This window comes from Hyunsoonleella sp. 2307UL5-6 (genome assembly GCF_047345485.1).
Taxonomy (GTDB): domain Bacteria; phylum Bacteroidota; class Bacteroidia; order Flavobacteriales; family Flavobacteriaceae; genus Jejuia.
In genome coordinates, this window is the sequence record NZ_JBLFEN010000003.1 from 272,712 (window position 1) to 287,550 (window position 14,839).

The 14,839-nt window shown below is 31.6% G+C and carries 12 protein-coding genes; 8 read left to right on the forward strand and 4 right to left on the reverse strand.

Annotated elements, in window-relative coordinates; translation table 11 throughout:
- The first annotated feature begins 1 nt into the window (after nt 1).
- Nucleotides 2–988: a Kelch repeat-containing protein gene (locus tag ACKGJY_RS07170; protein WP_413973189.1), complete on the forward strand. Its 987-nt coding sequence runs from the start codon at nt 2–4 to the stop codon at nt 986–988.
- Nucleotides 989–1,089: 101 nt separating this feature from the next.
- On the opposite strand, the gene ACKGJY_RS07175 is transcribed toward ACKGJY_RS07170, so the two are convergent.
- A complete protein-coding gene (locus tag ACKGJY_RS07175; RefSeq protein ID WP_413973190.1) occupies nt 1,090–2,136 on the reverse strand; it encodes a GntR family transcriptional regulator in 1,047 nt (348 codons plus the stop codon).
- A 570-nt stretch (nt 2,137–2,706) separates the two neighbouring features.
- On the opposite strand from ACKGJY_RS07175, the gene ACKGJY_RS07180 reads away from it, so the two are divergent.
- The 5 genes from ACKGJY_RS07180 to ACKGJY_RS07200 all read left to right on the forward strand — a co-directional run bounded on the left by ACKGJY_RS07180 (nt 2,707) and on the right by ACKGJY_RS07200 (nt 10,085).
- On the forward strand, nt 2,707–4,812 hold the full coding sequence (locus tag ACKGJY_RS07180; protein ID WP_413973191.1) for a bifunctional aldolase/short-chain dehydrogenase: 2,106 nt from the start codon (nt 2,707–2,709) through the stop codon (nt 4,810–4,812).
- A 109-nt stretch (nt 4,813–4,921) separates the two neighbouring features.
- Entirely contained in the window at nt 4,922–6,202 is a 1,281-nt protein-coding gene (locus tag ACKGJY_RS07185; RefSeq protein WP_413973192.1) for a sugar isomerase, read from the forward strand.
- Between the two features lie 10 nt (nt 6,203–6,212).
- Nucleotides 6,213–7,586 carry an FGGY-family carbohydrate kinase gene (locus ACKGJY_RS07190; protein WP_413973193.1) on the forward strand — a complete coding sequence of 458 codons (1,374 nt, stop codon included), beginning with the start codon at nt 6,213–6,215 and terminating at the stop codon, nt 7,584–7,586.
- Between the two features lie 54 nt (nt 7,587–7,640).
- Nucleotides 7,641–8,930 carry a class II aldolase/adducin family protein gene (locus tag ACKGJY_RS07195; protein ID WP_413973194.1) on the forward strand — a complete coding sequence of 430 codons (1,290 nt, stop codon included), beginning with the start codon at nt 7,641–7,643 and terminating at the stop codon, nt 8,928–8,930.
- Between the two features lie 6 nt (nt 8,931–8,936).
- The gene (locus ACKGJY_RS07200) at nt 8,937–10,085 is read left to right on the forward strand and encodes an alpha-hydroxy-acid oxidizing protein (RefSeq protein ID WP_413973195.1); all 1,149 of its coding nucleotides are present in this window, start codon (nt 8,937–8,939) and stop codon (nt 10,083–10,085) included.
- A gap of 105 nt (nt 10,086–10,190) precedes the next feature.
- Here the strand turns inward: ACKGJY_RS07200 and ACKGJY_RS07205 are convergent, their stop codons facing one another.
- On the reverse strand, nt 10,191–10,967 hold the full coding sequence (locus tag ACKGJY_RS07205; RefSeq protein WP_413973196.1) for a dienelactone hydrolase family protein: 777 nt from the start codon (nt 10,965–10,967) through the stop codon (nt 10,191–10,193).
- A gap of 523 nt (nt 10,968–11,490) precedes the next feature.
- On the opposite strand from ACKGJY_RS07205, the gene ACKGJY_RS07210 reads away from it, so the two are divergent.
- Both ACKGJY_RS07210 and ACKGJY_RS07215 read left to right on the forward strand, forming a co-directional pair.
- The gene (locus ACKGJY_RS07210; RefSeq protein WP_413973197.1) at nt 11,491–12,882 is read left to right on the forward strand and encodes a purine-cytosine permease family protein; all 1,392 of its coding nucleotides are present in this window, start codon (nt 11,491–11,493) and stop codon (nt 12,880–12,882) included.
- Nucleotides 12,883–12,885: 3 nt separating this feature from the next.
- Nucleotides 12,886–13,056: a hypothetical protein gene (locus ACKGJY_RS07215; protein ID WP_413973198.1), complete on the forward strand. Its 171-nt coding sequence runs from the start codon at nt 12,886–12,888 to the stop codon at nt 13,054–13,056.
- Nucleotides 13,057–13,068: 12 nt separating this feature from the next.
- On the opposite strand, the gene ACKGJY_RS07220 is transcribed toward ACKGJY_RS07215, so the two are convergent.
- Together ACKGJY_RS07220 and ACKGJY_RS07225 are read right to left on the reverse strand one after the other, a co-directional pair.
- Nucleotides 13,069–13,905 (reverse strand): GIN domain-containing protein, encoded by an 837-nt coding sequence (locus ACKGJY_RS07220; protein WP_413973199.1) that lies wholly within the window; start codon nt 13,903–13,905, stop codon nt 13,069–13,071.
- Between the two features lie 162 nt (nt 13,906–14,067).
- Nucleotides 14,068–14,796 (reverse strand): head GIN domain-containing protein, encoded by a 729-nt coding sequence (locus ACKGJY_RS07225; RefSeq protein WP_413973200.1) that lies wholly within the window; start codon nt 14,794–14,796, stop codon nt 14,068–14,070.
- Nucleotides 14,797–14,839: the final 43 nt, after the last annotated feature.

Consider the following 14,839-nt stretch of genomic DNA (forward strand, 5'->3'; position numbering starts at 1 on the left):
TATGAACATAAAAAAACAAACTGTTTATACGTTATCTGCATTATTTCTTTTTTTTCAATGTGCTACAATTGAAGATTACACATGGAAAACAGTAACCACGTCTAACTCGCCATCAGCAAGACACGAATGTGGTTTTGTTGAGGTTAATGGGCTGTTTTATTTAATAGGCGGTAGAGGTATTAAACCAGTTGATATCTACGATGTTAAAACTAAAACTTGGAGTCAGGGTGCTAAGCCACCTATTGAAATACATCATTTCCAAGCGGTAAACTATAAAGACGATATTTATATTATTGGCGCTATGACAGGTAAATATCCGCATGAAACTCCACTTGATAACATATTAATTTATAAACCAAAAGAAGATGCTTGGGTTTGGGGAGATACCATTCCAGAATCTCGAAGAAGAGGTTCAGCGGGTATTGTTGTTAAAAATAATACGGCGTATATAGTTTCTGGTATTACCGATGGACATTGGTCTGGACATGTACCATGGGTAGATAAGTATAATTTTAATACTGGAATGTGGACTGTTTTATCTGATGCGCCAAGACCAAGAGATCATTTTCAGGCTGCTCTATTTAACAATAAAATTTACTGTGCTAGCGGTAGAAACTCTTCAGCAAAAACAAAAGAAACATTCAACCTTACTATTCCCGAAGTTGATGTTTACGATATAAAAAATAACACATGGGAAACGCTCTCTGAATCTTCAAATATTCCAACGCAAAGGGCAGGAGCGTCTTCAGTTATTAAAAATGGAAATTTAATTGTTGTTGGCGGTGAAAGTGCAACTCAAAAAACAGCACATAATGCTATTGAAATTATGGAATTAAAAACAGGAAATTGGGCATCTGGAAATAAGCTTGTAAAAGGTAGACATGGCTCTCAGGCTATAATTTACATGAATTCTATCTATATTACAGCGGGAAGTGGCAATAGAGGTGGTAAACCAGAGTTAGCTTCTTTGGAGATATTCTCAAAATAAAATTTACACGTTATTGGTAGTATTTCTATATATAAAGCGCATAATTAAAAACTTTAATATTATTTGATTTTAATTCTAACTTTTTTAAGTATTTAAAACCCTTATACTGAGTCTCTTTCTATAATATGAAAAGGAACTTTAAAAGACCTTTTTTTCTTATCTAAAATAATTTGTGCCGTAGTTTCCCCCATTACTTTAAAATCAGTAGATATAACGGTAATGCCCAAAAGTTCTTTAAGCGGGGTTTCATTATAAGAAATAATACCTATATCGCTACCTAATTTGTACTCGTCTTCTCTTATTTGTTTTACAAGGTTAACTAAATCCGCTTCTTCAATAGTAATAAATAAATCTTCTCTTTTAAGAATCATATCATCATAGATTTTATCTAATATTTCAAAATCTAATTTATGTTCAACACAAAATTTTCTAAAGCCATGAAGAATTCTTCTAGGGTAAGGATAAACTGATTTTTCTGGATAAACCAGAATAATTTTTTTATACTTCCTTATTCGGCTTAAACCTTCGCATAATGCATCATAAATATCATTTTCAAAATCTTGATACACTTCCCCAAGACAGCCTTTTAAATTTGGTTTAACATTGTCAAGAATTATTAATTTATCTTGAGGGATTTTTTTTAGAGCAGTAAGTGCTTTGTCAGTAAAACTAACATGTTTTAATTTATCAGTTTTAAAATGGGGCATAACAATATAATAATCGTATGCTGATTTATTTTTGTCTAAAAGATTTAAAAATAGAGTCTCGTCACAATGATATACGTGTAGGTCTGTATGTGAGTTTGCTCCAATATTATTAATAAAATGATTGTATGTTCTTAACTTATAATTACTAAGTTTATTAATTAAAAATAATATGTTTACTTTAGAAATTAGCTTAGTTCTTGATATATAAAAACCTTTACCTCGTATTGATGTAATTATATTTCTTTCTTTTAAAATACTATATGCTTTTTCAACGGTATCTCTAGAAAGATAAAATTCTTCACTAAATCTATTTATTGATGGTATTTTTTGATCCATTTGAAAATTCCCTTTAGATATATTATCTATCACAGAATCAACAATTTGTTGATATTTAGGAACCCTTGAATCCTCATTAATATTTATAAACTTATATATTTCCATATTTTATTTAAAAAATCACTTTCAAAAATATAACATATTTATTAATTAGTGTAAATTTATTTAAACGATATATCTAATAATAAATTTAAAGACACATTAAATTTACTACCATTACTAGTCGTTTCTTAGCTAGTTATAAAGATTTTAATTATACATTATTATCTGTCTAACTGCATTACATACGTTTTAATAAAGTTTTTATAATTTACTAATATTAAATCTATGAAACTTGAGTATGAATTGTTTTGAGATAAACAAAAGTTTTTTTTATAAAAAAATCGTGAAATTTAAGTAAATTTTAAGTAAACATTAAACAAGTCAATCCATCTTAAAAAATAATTTGAATATCATAAAATTAAATCTTGTAGTTAGTTTACTTGTTGATTTTTAGGCATTTAATTTGTTGAGATAAAGCAAACTGTTTATAAAATGTGCACTTTGCTTTTTATTTTTTAACTCTATTACTAGATTTAAAAAAACTAATAAAAAAAATACAGTATAGTACAGGATACAAAAATTAATAATCTAATATATTTTTGAATTAAACAATTTATTTTTAGAATTATTAAGATGGAAAACATTACAAAGACTTTTGAATACGTTGATTATCTATGGGATGATGAGAAAGCTGCGGCTTTGGGTGATAATCAAGTTGAATTATTTTTATACCGCTCTAATATTTTAGGAGCAGATTTACGAATTACTAATTACGGTGGAGGAAATACAAGTTGTAAAACTATAGAGAAAGATCCTCTAACAGATGAAGAAGTTGAGGTAATGTGGGTTAAAGGTTCTGGTGGAGACATTGGTACTTTAACACGTTCTGGAATAGCGGGTTTATACACAGGAAGACTACGCGATCTAAAAAATGTTTATCAAGGCTTACACGATGAAGATAGAATGGTAGGGTTGTTTAACCATTGTATATATGATTTGGATAGTAAAGCACCATCTATAGACACACCTTTACATGGTTTATTACCTTTTGCACATATAGATCATTTACATCCTGATGCTTTAATAGCAGTTGCTGCAGCTAAGGATAGTGAAAAAGTAACCAAAGAGATTTGGGGAGACACAATGGGTTGGGTGCCTTGGCAAAAACCAGGTTTCGATTTAGGTTTACAGTTAGAAAAATGTTTAGCTGATAACCCAGGTATTAGAGGTATTGTTTTAGGTAGCCATGGATTATTTACATGGGGTGACACATCTTACGAGTGTTACATGAATAGTTTAGAGGTTATTGAAATGGCTTCAGATTATATCACTAAGAAGATTAAAGCTGGAGGCCCTGTATTTGGAGGTCAAAAAGTTGAAAGTTTACCACAAGAAGAGCGTTTAGAGAAAGCATCTCAAATCATGCCTTTATTAAGGGGTCTGTGTTCTTCTGAAAATAGAATGATCGGTCATTTTTCTGATAATGATGTAGTTATGGAATACATCAACAGTAATGATTTAGAAAGATTAGCCCCAATGGGAACATCTTGTCCAGATCATTTCTTAAGAACTAAAATACAGCCTTTGGTATTAGAATTAGATAAAAATGAAGATCTTTCTGATGCAGATGCAATTTTGAAGAAATTAGAGCCGGCTTTTGAAGCTTATCGTCAAGAGTATGCAGATTATTATAATACATGTAAAAAAGATAATAGTCCTGCAATTAGAGATGCAAATCCTGTAATTATTATTTATCCTGGAGTAGGTATGTTTAGTTTTGCAAAAAACAAGCAAACTACAAGAGTTGCTAGCGAATTTTATATTAATGCTATTAATGTAATGCGCGGTGCAGAAGCAATTACAGAATATACATCTTTACCAAGACAAGAAGCTTTTGATATTGAGTATTGGTTGCTAGAAGAAGCTAAATTACAACGTATGCCAAAGGAAAAGCCATTATCTCGTAAAGTAGCTTTAGTTACTGGCGCAGGTGGTGGAATTGGTAAAGCAATCGCTGATAAGTTAGCTGCTGAAGGCGCTAATGTAGTACTAACAGATATTAATGAAGAGGCGTTAGTTGAAGCTAACGGAACTTATGCCAGAGACGTTTCTACATATGCTATTTGTGATGTAACAAGTACAGAATCTATAGCTAGTGCTTATAAAAAAGCTGTAATTGAGTTTGGTGGTGTAGATATTATTGTACATAGTGCAGGTTTAGCAATTTCTAAGCCTTTAGCAGATACTACTGATAAAGATTGGAATATATTACAAAATATATTAGTTAAAGGTCAGTTTGATTTAGCTAAACAATTCTCTGCAATAACACGTAAACAAGGCTTAGGCGGAGATTATATTGCTATAGCTAGTAAAAATGGTTTAGTAGCAGGTCCTAATAATGTAGCTTATGGTACTGCAAAAGCAGCTCAACAACACATGGTACGTTTATTAGCTGCTGAATTAGCTAAAGATAAAGTTAGAGTTAATACTGTAAACCCTGATGGTGTTATAGTAGGTAGTAAAATTTGGGAAGGTGCTTGGGCAGAAGGTAGAGCTAAGGCTAACGGTATCACTGTTGAAGAGTTACCAGCATTTTACGCTAAAAGAAATCTATTAAACGAAATTATCACACCAGATGATATTGCAAACGGAGTATTCTCATTAGTAGGTATTCTAGATAAGTCTACAGGAAATATTATCAATGTAGATGGTGGAATGGCAAATGCATTCGTGAGATAACGTAATATATAAATATAATTTTAGTAGTAGTTTAGTTAAAAGAAAACTTCCATAAATTTTCATTGAAGTTTATGGAGGTTTCTTTATTTATAATAGAGAATAAAAAATTATGGAGATAAACAAAGATCAAATATCAGAATCAAATAAAAAAGGACTTTCCAGTCATTCAGAAAATTTTGATTTTTTAGCAAATAAATTAGCTAAAAATGGCCACGATGTAAATGCTATTGTTAGTAAACTAGCAAAATTTCAAGTAGCAATTCCAAGTTGGGCACTAGGCGCTGGAGGTACACGATTTGGTCGCTTTTCGTTTTATGGCGAACCTACAAATCTTGAACAAAAAATTGATGATATTGGTGTTTTACATAGTTTAACACAAACAGCAGGAGCTGTTTCTTTGCATATTCCTTGGGATATTCCATCTGATTATAATGCTATTAAAGAAAAAGCAGATGCTTTACATATAAAGTTTGATGCTGTAAATTCTAATACATTTCAAGATCAAAAAGATGCTTCTGAAAGTTATAAATACGGTTCATTAAGTAACACAAGTAAAGCAGTTAGAGATCAAGCTATACAACATAACCTAGATGTTATTAATATAGGTGACAAATTAGGTTCTAAAGCATTAACAGTTTGGTTAGCAGATGGATCTTGTTTTCCAGGTCAAAATAACTTTCAAACTGCATTTCAAAATACTCAAGATAGTTTAATCGATATTTACAAGGGACTTCCTGATGATTGGAAGCTATTAGTAGAATATAAACCCTACGAACCTAATTTTTACAGTACAGTAATTCAAGATTGGGGTGCATCTTTAATGTTAGCTAATGGTTGTGGTGATAAAGCTTATACCTTAGTGGATTTAGGGCATCATTTACCAAACTCTAACATAGAACAAATAGTTTCTATTTTGCAGCTAAAAGGCAAATTGGGAGGATTTCATTTTAATGATAGTAAATATGGAGATGATGACTTAACAGTTGGAAGCATCAAGCCTTATGCATTATTCCTCATCTTTAATGAATTGGTTTACGGTATGCAAAACAATCCTCAAAATCCAGATTTAGCGTGGATGATTGATGCAAGTCATAATGTTAAAGATCCTTTAGAGGATTTAATACAATCTTTAGAAGCTATTCAAGAAGCTTATGCTAAAGCGATGTTAATTGATCAAAATGCTTTAAAAGCTGCACAATTGGATAATGATGTTGTAAAATGTCAAGAACTATTACAAGGAGCTTACAGAACAGATGTTAGGCCTTTACTTGAAAAAGCACGTTTAAATTCTGGAGGCGCATTAAGTCCAATTCACGCCTATCGTGATTTAGATGTAAGAAACACATTAATTACCGAAAGAGGTAAACATACAGTAGCAACAGGGCTATAAATTAAAGAGAATGAAAAATGTAACTGCCGTTTTTGATATAGGAAAAACAAATAAAAAATTCTTTCTATTTGATAAACGCTTTAAAGAAGTGCACAAGGAATATATTTCTTTTGAAGAAATAGAGGATGAAAACGGACACCCAACAGAAAATCTTCCAGCCCTAAAAAAATGGCTTAAGCAAGTTTTTGATCGTATTTTAGAAAAAAAAGAGTTTAATGTTGAAGCTATAAATTTTTCAACATATGGTGCAAGTTTTGTGCATATTGATGATAATGGCAATCCTTTAACACCATTATATAATTATACGAAACCTTTACCAAAAGCCATAATTAATTCGTTTTTTAAAAAATATGGGCCAAAAGAGGCTTTCTTAAAAGCTACTGGTTGTGTGGATTTGAGTATGTTAAACTCTGGTCTTCAATTGTATTGGTTAAAAGAAACACAACCAGAGGTATTTTCCAAAATCAAGTATTCTTTACATTTACCACAGTATTTAAGTTATGTGTTTACTGGTATACCGTTAAGTGAATACACGAGTATAGGTTGCCATACAGCACTTTGGGATTTTACTAAAAAAGACTATCACGATTGGGTTTATAAAGAAGGAATAGACAAAATATTACCTCCAATAGTTTCAACAGAAACTAGTATAAACATGAATTACAACGGTAATAGAATTAAGATTGGTGTAGGTATTCATGATAGTTCAGCAGCTTTACTACCTTATGTTAGAAGTATAAAAAAGAAGTTCGTTTTAGTATCAACAGGAACATGGAGTATAGTCTTTAATCCATTTTCAGGAGATCAAAATTTAAGTGAATCTTTTAATGACGATACGCTTAATTATATGAGAATTAATGGTAAACCCGTTAAAGCAACCCGAGTATTTTTAGGAAATGAGTATAAATTACAAGTAGAGAAATTAAATAAACATTTTGGAGTAAATGATGAGTACCATCGTAAGGTGAATTTTGATTATGATACTTATCTTGAAATTAAAAAAGATTTTAAATATTGTTTTAAATGGGAAAGTGTTACTGATGAAAACATGCCTGATAAAACAACTTTTTATTATGATAAGTACGAACATGCATATCATCAATTAATGACAGAACTTGTGCTTTTACAAATTAAGTGTATTAAAGAAGCGTTGGGCACAGATAAAATTTCTAGAATATATGTAGACGGAGGTTTTAGTAATAACGACATTTATGTTAAATTGTTATCTCATAATTTTAATGATAAAAAATTAAGTACTACAGATGCGTCACTAGGTTCTGCATTAGGAGCTGCTATTTCAATTTCTGATAAAAAACTGAACTCTAAATTTTTAAAAGAAAATTACGCATTAAAAAAACACGTACCTTTTATAGTTAATGGCTAATTTACACTAGTCATTAATTAGTATAAAAGTGTAAAATTTCCAAATCAAAATAAAATGTCAAAAAACATCAAACTAATTCATCCAAGAGATCAGATAACCGAAATTATAAGTAGAGTTTATAAAAGAGGAATGACTACCACATCAGGAGGTAATATCTCTATTATAGACGAGCAGGGTAATATTTGGGTAACACCTTCAGCTATAGATAAAGGCTCTTTACGAGCATCAGATATTATATGTGTAAAAAAAGATGGTACTATCATTGGTAAGCATAAACCCTCATCAGAGTTTCCATTTCACAAAGCTATATACGAAGCAAGACCAGATATTAAATCTGTTATACATGCACATCCACCAGCACTAGTGTCATTTAGTATAGTGCGTCAAATTCCTGACACTAATATAATTTCACAAGCTAAACACATTTGTGGTCCTATTGGATATGCAAAGTATAGATTGCCTGGTAGTGAAGATTTGGGAGATGTAATTGCAGATGAGTTTAAAAAAGGCTTTAAAGCTGTAATTATGGAAAACCATGGTACGGTTTTAGGTGGAAGCGATTTAACGGATGCCTACGAGCGTTTTGAAGCTTTAGAATTTTGTGCGAGAACTATTGTTTATGGTTCTCAAATAGGAACTCCAAAATATTTAACAGATGCTCAAATTGATGAATTTGAAGCACAAGCAACAGGCGTTTTACCCGAAATGGAAACAACCAATTATACGCCAGACGAAGTTGAGAAACGATTACAAATATGTAAAATAGTACAGCGTTCTTGTCAGCAAGGTTTAATGATTAGTTCTTATGGAACGGTTTCCATGAGGTGGAACGATAGTAATTTTTTAATTACGCCAACTGGAATAAATAGATGGGATTTAGATGTAGATGATATTGTTCAAATAAAAGATGGCAAGCGAGAAGCAGGAAAGATACCAAGTCGTGCTACATGGATTCATCAAGAAATTTATAATAGAAACCCTGATGTAAATTCAATTATTATGACACAATCGCCTTATCTTATGGCATTTGGAGTTACAGGAGAATATCTTAACGTGAGAACCATACCAGAGAGTTGGATATTTTTACAAGACATTAATTTTGTAGAGTACGGTAATCATTTTAGAAAGAATAACAATTCAGAAATTGTTGATAATTGCCCTACCGCATTAATTATAGAAAATGATTCTGTAATTGTTACAGGAGATAAATTATTACAAACGTTTGATTATTTAGAAGTAGCCGAATTTAGTGCTAAATCTATTGTATTAGGAAACTCGTTAGGAGATATGGTACCTATAAACGATAATCAAGTAGAAGATTTAAGAAAAAAGTTTTTATCCTAAAAAAATATGGCAATAAGTTTCGATACACGATACCCATCAGTTGATGATTTAAGAGCAAAAGCTCAAAAAAAAATACCAAAATTTGCTTTCGAATATTTAGATGGCGGATGTAATGAAGACGTTAATTTAATTAGAAATACATCAGAGTTACGAGAGGTGCAACTTAAACCAAATTACTTAAGGCAGCATCATGGCTCATCCTTAAAAACAGAGTTGTTTGGTATAACTTATGACGCACCATTCGGTATTGCTCCCGTTGGTTTACAAGGTTTAATGTGGCCCAATTCACCTGAGATTTTAGCTAAGGCAGCTTTTGAGCATAATATTCCATTTATACTAAGTACAGTAACTACAACTAGCATAGAACGTGCTGCAGAATTAACCGAAGGTAAAGCGTGGTTTCAGTTATACCATCCTACTGAGGATAGTTTGCGTGACGATATTATTAATAGAGCTGCTGCTGCTGAATGTCCAGTTTTAGTTATTTTATGTGATGTACCAAGTTTTGGATTTAGACCAAGAGATATCAGAAATGGTTTAGCTATGCCGCCTAAGATGAATTTAAGTAATATTTTACAAGCTTTTGGTAGGCCACATTGGAGCTTACAAACATTAAAACATGGTATACCAAATTTTGCTAATCTATTACCTTATATGCCAAAAAACTTAGATCTAAAACAATTGGGTAAGTTTATGGATCAAACATTTTCTGGAAGGTTAAATGAAGAAAAAATTAAGCCTATTCGCGACATGTGGAAAGGTAAGTTAGTTCTTAAAGGTGTAGCTTCAGAATATGATGCAGAACAGGCTATTAGATTGGGATTAGATGGTATTATTGTTTCAAATCATGGAGGACGTCAGTTGGATGCTGGTCAATCTACAATTAAACCGTTAGCTACGTTAGCAGAAAAATATGGTGACCAAATAGAAGTTATGATGGATAGTGGCGTCCGTTCAGGTCCTGACGTTGCTAGAGCTATGGCAAGTGGTGCTAAATTTACGTTTATGGGACGTTCATTTATGTATGGTGTATCAGCGCTAGGTAATAAGGGAGGAAATCATACAATTTCTTTATTAAAAACAGAATTACAACAAGTTATGGAACAATTATGTTGTGAAAAAACAACAGATTTCCCTGAACATTTAATTAAATAAACTTTCTTCAAGGAATTAAATCCGTAATATTAAATTAGTAGAAAAAAACTCAGCAAAATTAAATTATGGCTGAGTTTTTTTGTTCGATATTTTTGAGACATAAATCTAGTTTTCAGAAGAAAAATTAAGCATCCAATCTACACATTCTACATGGCTAAATAGTTTTTTATTGCCTTGTGGATGATTAGCACCAGGAAAAGCTACAAACTCTACGTTTTTATTGCCAGCTGCTTTTAATAGTGTGATCATTTTTTTTACAGATGCTACATTTTTACCATCCTCACCACCTACCATTCCGTATACGGGAAAATTAGCTAGTTTGGTAAAATTATCATTTTCTGAAACACCACTAAACCCACCTGGAGCTGCTGCTGCGAAACGTTCAGAAGATTGTTGTATCCAATCCCAAGAGCCTCTTCCTCCCATGCTGTGTCCCATAACATAAATGCGTTTGTGGTCTATTTGTGGATATGTTTCAAGCATATAATCTAACATAATATTTAGTGTTTTTGGATCCCATTTTTCAAAAGAATTAGGTTCTAACAGAATTAAATCTTTACCAGCTAACTCAGCAAGTGAGAGTCCTTTTACTTTAGCAGAACGTTTAAGTTGCTCTTCAATACTCCAAGCTTTTCCGCCGCCGCCGTGAAGTGTTATAAGAAGCGGTAATTTTCCTTCTGTTTTCTTTTTTGGGAAAGCTATAAAAGCCGTCTTTTTTAACTTTCCTAATTTCGGTTGTATTTCTTCAGGCCACTGTAAAAGATTCACTTCCACGTTTTTGAAAGTGTTATTAATATCTTCAAGTGTCTTTTCAATATCTAGCTTTTGTTGAAAACTGGTTAGTAAAATAAAAGTAAATATGCAGTAAGCTAGCTTTTTCATTTTTAATATGTTATATTAATTTGTGGTATTTAGATACTTTATTGAGCAGAATATACAATATTAGGATTTGTATATCAATATTTTAATCAATAAAACCATTAAGAATATTATTTGTAACCAAGAATTGTAAAATAGTATTCAATGTTTACTTTTTTTATGAGCCAATTAAGTACAAAATCTCTATCTCGCATTAAAATATAACTATTAGCTTTAATAAATTCAGGAAAATATTCTCTCTTATTGTAATAATCAAATCGTTGGTTACTAATAATATAATTAATTGTTTAACAGATTTTTATATTATAAAAGTTATTATTAATTAAGATGTAGCAAACTATTTTGAATAGCTTTATTATATATTATTTAGCTAATAGTTATTTAATAATGATGTTATCTTTTGTTGTCTTCACTACTTAAACAGTACAGTACAGGATGCGAAAACCTAACGGACAACCTATTTTCGTTTTCACTTCAAATAAAAATATATTGATTAAAACAATTACTAACCAAACTAAATATAATTATGAGTCAACAAGTTATTGAAGGTGATATTGAAGAATTAGCAGCTGGTGAGTTTGAAAGAACCCCTGTACCCGCGTCCAGACTAAAAGGATGGAAATCATTTTTAGGAATGTATGCAGGTGAACACGCTGCTGGTACAGAATTTATGATTGGCCCATTATTTTTAGCAGCAGGAGCTAGTTTAAAAGATTTAATACTAGGGTTGTTTATAGGAAACATTTTGGCTTTACTTACTTGGAGGTATATTGTGGCTCCAATAGCAGTATCAAATAAACTTACCTTATATTATCAATTAGAAAAAATTGCAGGAAAACATTTAGTAAAGGTATATAATGTAGTAAATGGCGTGCTTTTTTGCTTTTTAGCAGGAGCTATGATCACTGTTTCTGCTAGTGCTGTCGGGATACCATTTGGAGTAAGTTTTTCTGTTCCAGAAAGTATATTTGGTTTAAGTAGTGGCGCTTTTTCGGTAATAGTAGTTATTGTAGGTATAGTAATGACCATTGTAGCTGCTGCTGGTTATAACATGGTATCTAAATTTGCTAATATCGCAGCACCATGGATGATTGTTGTTTTTGCTGTTTGTGGTATATCTGCTCTATCTCAAATGGAAGTTGATTCTTGGAAAAGCTTAATAACAGATTGGGATAAAGGCATAAGTGTAGTGCAATCTATTAATGGTAAGGTGGATTTTGGTTTTTGGAAAATTGTAATTTTTGCATGGCTATGTAATGCTGCTATGCACTTTGGAATGTCTGATTTGAGTATTATGCGTTTCGCTAAGGATAGTCGTGCAGGATGGGGACCAGCTATTGGGATGTTTTTAGGACACTACATGGCATGGATTTGTGCATCATTTATGCTAGCTGCTCAAATAAAACTAACAGGAGATATTTCAGCTAATCCTGGTGCTTTAGCATGGAGTGTTGTAGGTTGGACAGGTATTATCTGTGTGATAATTGCAGGTTGGACAACAGCTAACCCAACTATCTACAGAGCGGGTCTTGCTTTTCAAAGTTTGTTTTCTTCAAAGTCAAAAGCATATTCTGGTGTTATTTTAGCAGGTGTTGTGGCAACAATTGCTGGTATATTCCCTTCACTATCAAGTAAGTTACTTGATTTTGTGGGCTTGTATGGTACTATATTAGGCCCAATGGGTGGTGTTATTTTTGTGAACCATTATCTCGCAAAAAAAATGAATTTTATTCAAGATTATGCAGATGAAAAAGGCTCTAGTTTTAACATAGCCGTTTTATTAGCTTGGACTATTCCAGTAGCTCTTGGCTTATACTTTATCTTTGCAAAAGGGTTATTTCCTGCTTATGCAGTAGTACCTTGTTGGATTGCTTCTAGTGTGTTATATGTACTTATTATGAAATTTAAAAAATCTTAAATTATGAAAATACTAAAATTAATTAGTGGTTTGGCTATAGGTGTTTTGATACTGCTAGTAGGTATACTTTCATTTATAGGTACAATAGAGGAAGCTAATATGAAAACGTTAATGTTGGTAGGAACTATTCTGTGGTTTGTTGCTACACCTTTCTGGATGAAAGAAGAAGAGTGATTTTAGGTTTGTTTATCTCTCTTTCTTTTGAAGTTTAGAGGTATTCGTCATACTATTGATTACTATCTTAGGATTTTGATATAAATAGATTGAACTAGATCCTGTGGCATCTATACTAATATTTTTGATAACTTCTAAATAAGCATCACTAGAAATATTACACGTTAATTTGCAATCGTTTATAGTAAAGTTTTTGCCATTAAATTGTGCATTATTATCTAGTTCTATTTCTGCAGTATCACAATTACCTTCTATAACGGCGTTGGTTCTTTCGTAAAGTGATGCGTACACTTTGGGAGCATTTATAAGCGCTTCTAATTTACCTGTACCTCTCATGCTTACAACACAAGTATCTGCCGTTACATTTAATTTTACTTTAGCTTTCTCTGAGGTTTCAAAACTAAAATTATTTGTTTGTATTGTTAAACCTATTTTTGAAGAACCACTCGTTTTTAGCGTTCCGTAATTCAAGGTTAGCGGTGTTAACCCGTTTATTTCTGCATCATCAGTAGTTTCTATATGTTGTAGAATATCATCATACTTAACTTTTATATTTAATCGTTTTTTAGATGTTATTTTTTTTAGTTTGTTGAAATACAGCACACTGTCTTTTACTATAAATTCTATAAACTCATGTAGGTTTTCATCAGTTTCAATTTCAACAGATGGTATTTTATTATAAATTAAATTGATTTCAAAATCTTCATCTAAGGCAATGGTATGAAACGAATTTATTTCTGTATTTACTACAGAAACCAATCTATTACCTTTTATTTTATCAGGATTTTGGGCTTGTGTAATACCTATAAAAACAGTGGCTAGAAATAATGCGAGATGTGTTTTTTTCATTTTAATGAGGGTTAAAATTGCAACTTAAAATTATGTAGTTACTATACTAATTTAGACACAGTTAAGTGGTTGTAGGTCACTTTTTATGTACACAAATATAAACAAAAACACCTCAAACGATTTAAGGTTTAAGGTGCTTAAAATTTTAAAGTGTATCGCAGGTTATCTCTTACTTACGCTTCCACCAGAGCTTTTATCAGTATCAAGTATTTCTGGGTTACCATAGTAATTTACACTTGCGCCACTTGATGCATTAGCAATTAGTGCTTTAGACGTGTTTGTAGTTAAGTTGGCACCACTAGATGCTGACACATCCGACGATTCTGCTACTAAATCTCCGCCTTTTATAGTGCTACCACTACTGGCTTCGGCATTTAAGTTAACGGTTTTACCAGAAACTTTTAAACTACTACCGCTAGAAGCGTCGCATGATAACTCATTAGTATCTACGTTGACCTGCATATTGCTGCCACTACTAGATTTTAGTAGCAATTTGTTTGAAGAAATTGTATTCGTAGAGTGAATACTAGAACCACTTGTTGATGTTATAGCATCAAGAGATTTACAATTTACATTTATTTTTTTTGAAGACGCTTTACCAATTTGCTCTTTACAATGAATTTTTAAAACACCATCTTTAATTTCAGTTAAAATAAGGGCTTGTAAATTCTCATCAGCTTCTACGGTAATTGAAGTATTACTGCTTTGGGTAAGGTAAACATTTAAGCCTTCTGTTGCTTTAATTTTTGAAAAAGGGGCGTTAACAGTTCGCGTTTCCAATACCACATTACCGTTTCCTTTTACACCAGTATTCCAATTTATATTTAAGTTGCAGGAACATAAAAGTAAACTTAAGATTGAGGTTACAATAATTCTGATTAGTGTTGTCATGGTTTTTGTTTTAAATGATTGATGATTAGTTGTTTATTAATTC

Coding starts and splice junctions, on each gene's coding strand:
- ACKGJY_RS07185 (WP_413973192.1), top strand. CDS start 4,922: ATGGAGATAAACAAAGATCAAATATCAGAATCAAATAAAAAAGGACTT.
- ACKGJY_RS07175 (WP_413973190.1), bottom strand. CDS start 2,136: ATGGAAATATATAAGTTTATAAATATTAATGAGGATTCAAGGGTTCCT.
- ACKGJY_RS07215 (WP_413973198.1), top strand. CDS start 12,886: ATGAAAATACTAAAATTAATTAGTGGTTTGGCTATAGGTGTTTTGATA.
- ACKGJY_RS07195 (WP_413973194.1), top strand. CDS start 7,641: ATGTCAAAAAACATCAAACTAATTCATCCAAGAGATCAGATAACCGAA.
- ACKGJY_RS07170 (WP_413973189.1), top strand. CDS start 2: ATGAACATAAAAAAACAAACTGTTTATACGTTATCTGCATTATTTCTT.
- ACKGJY_RS07220 (WP_413973199.1), bottom strand. CDS start 13,905: ATGAAAAAAACACATCTCGCATTATTTCTAGCCACTGTTTTTATAGGT.
- ACKGJY_RS07180 (WP_413973191.1), top strand. CDS start 2,707: ATGGAAAACATTACAAAGACTTTTGAATACGTTGATTATCTATGGGAT.
- ACKGJY_RS07190 (WP_413973193.1), top strand. CDS start 6,213: ATGAAAAATGTAACTGCCGTTTTTGATATAGGAAAAACAAATAAAAAA.
- ACKGJY_RS07205 (WP_413973196.1), bottom strand. CDS start 10,967: ATGAAAAAGCTAGCTTACTGCATATTTACTTTTATTTTACTAACCAGT.
- ACKGJY_RS07225 (WP_413973200.1), bottom strand. CDS start 14,796: ATGACAACACTAATCAGAATTATTGTAACCTCAATCTTAAGTTTACTT.
- ACKGJY_RS07210 (WP_413973197.1), top strand. CDS start 11,491: ATGAGTCAACAAGTTATTGAAGGTGATATTGAAGAATTAGCAGCTGGT.
- ACKGJY_RS07200 (WP_413973195.1), top strand. CDS start 8,937: ATGGCAATAAGTTTCGATACACGATACCCATCAGTTGATGATTTAAGA.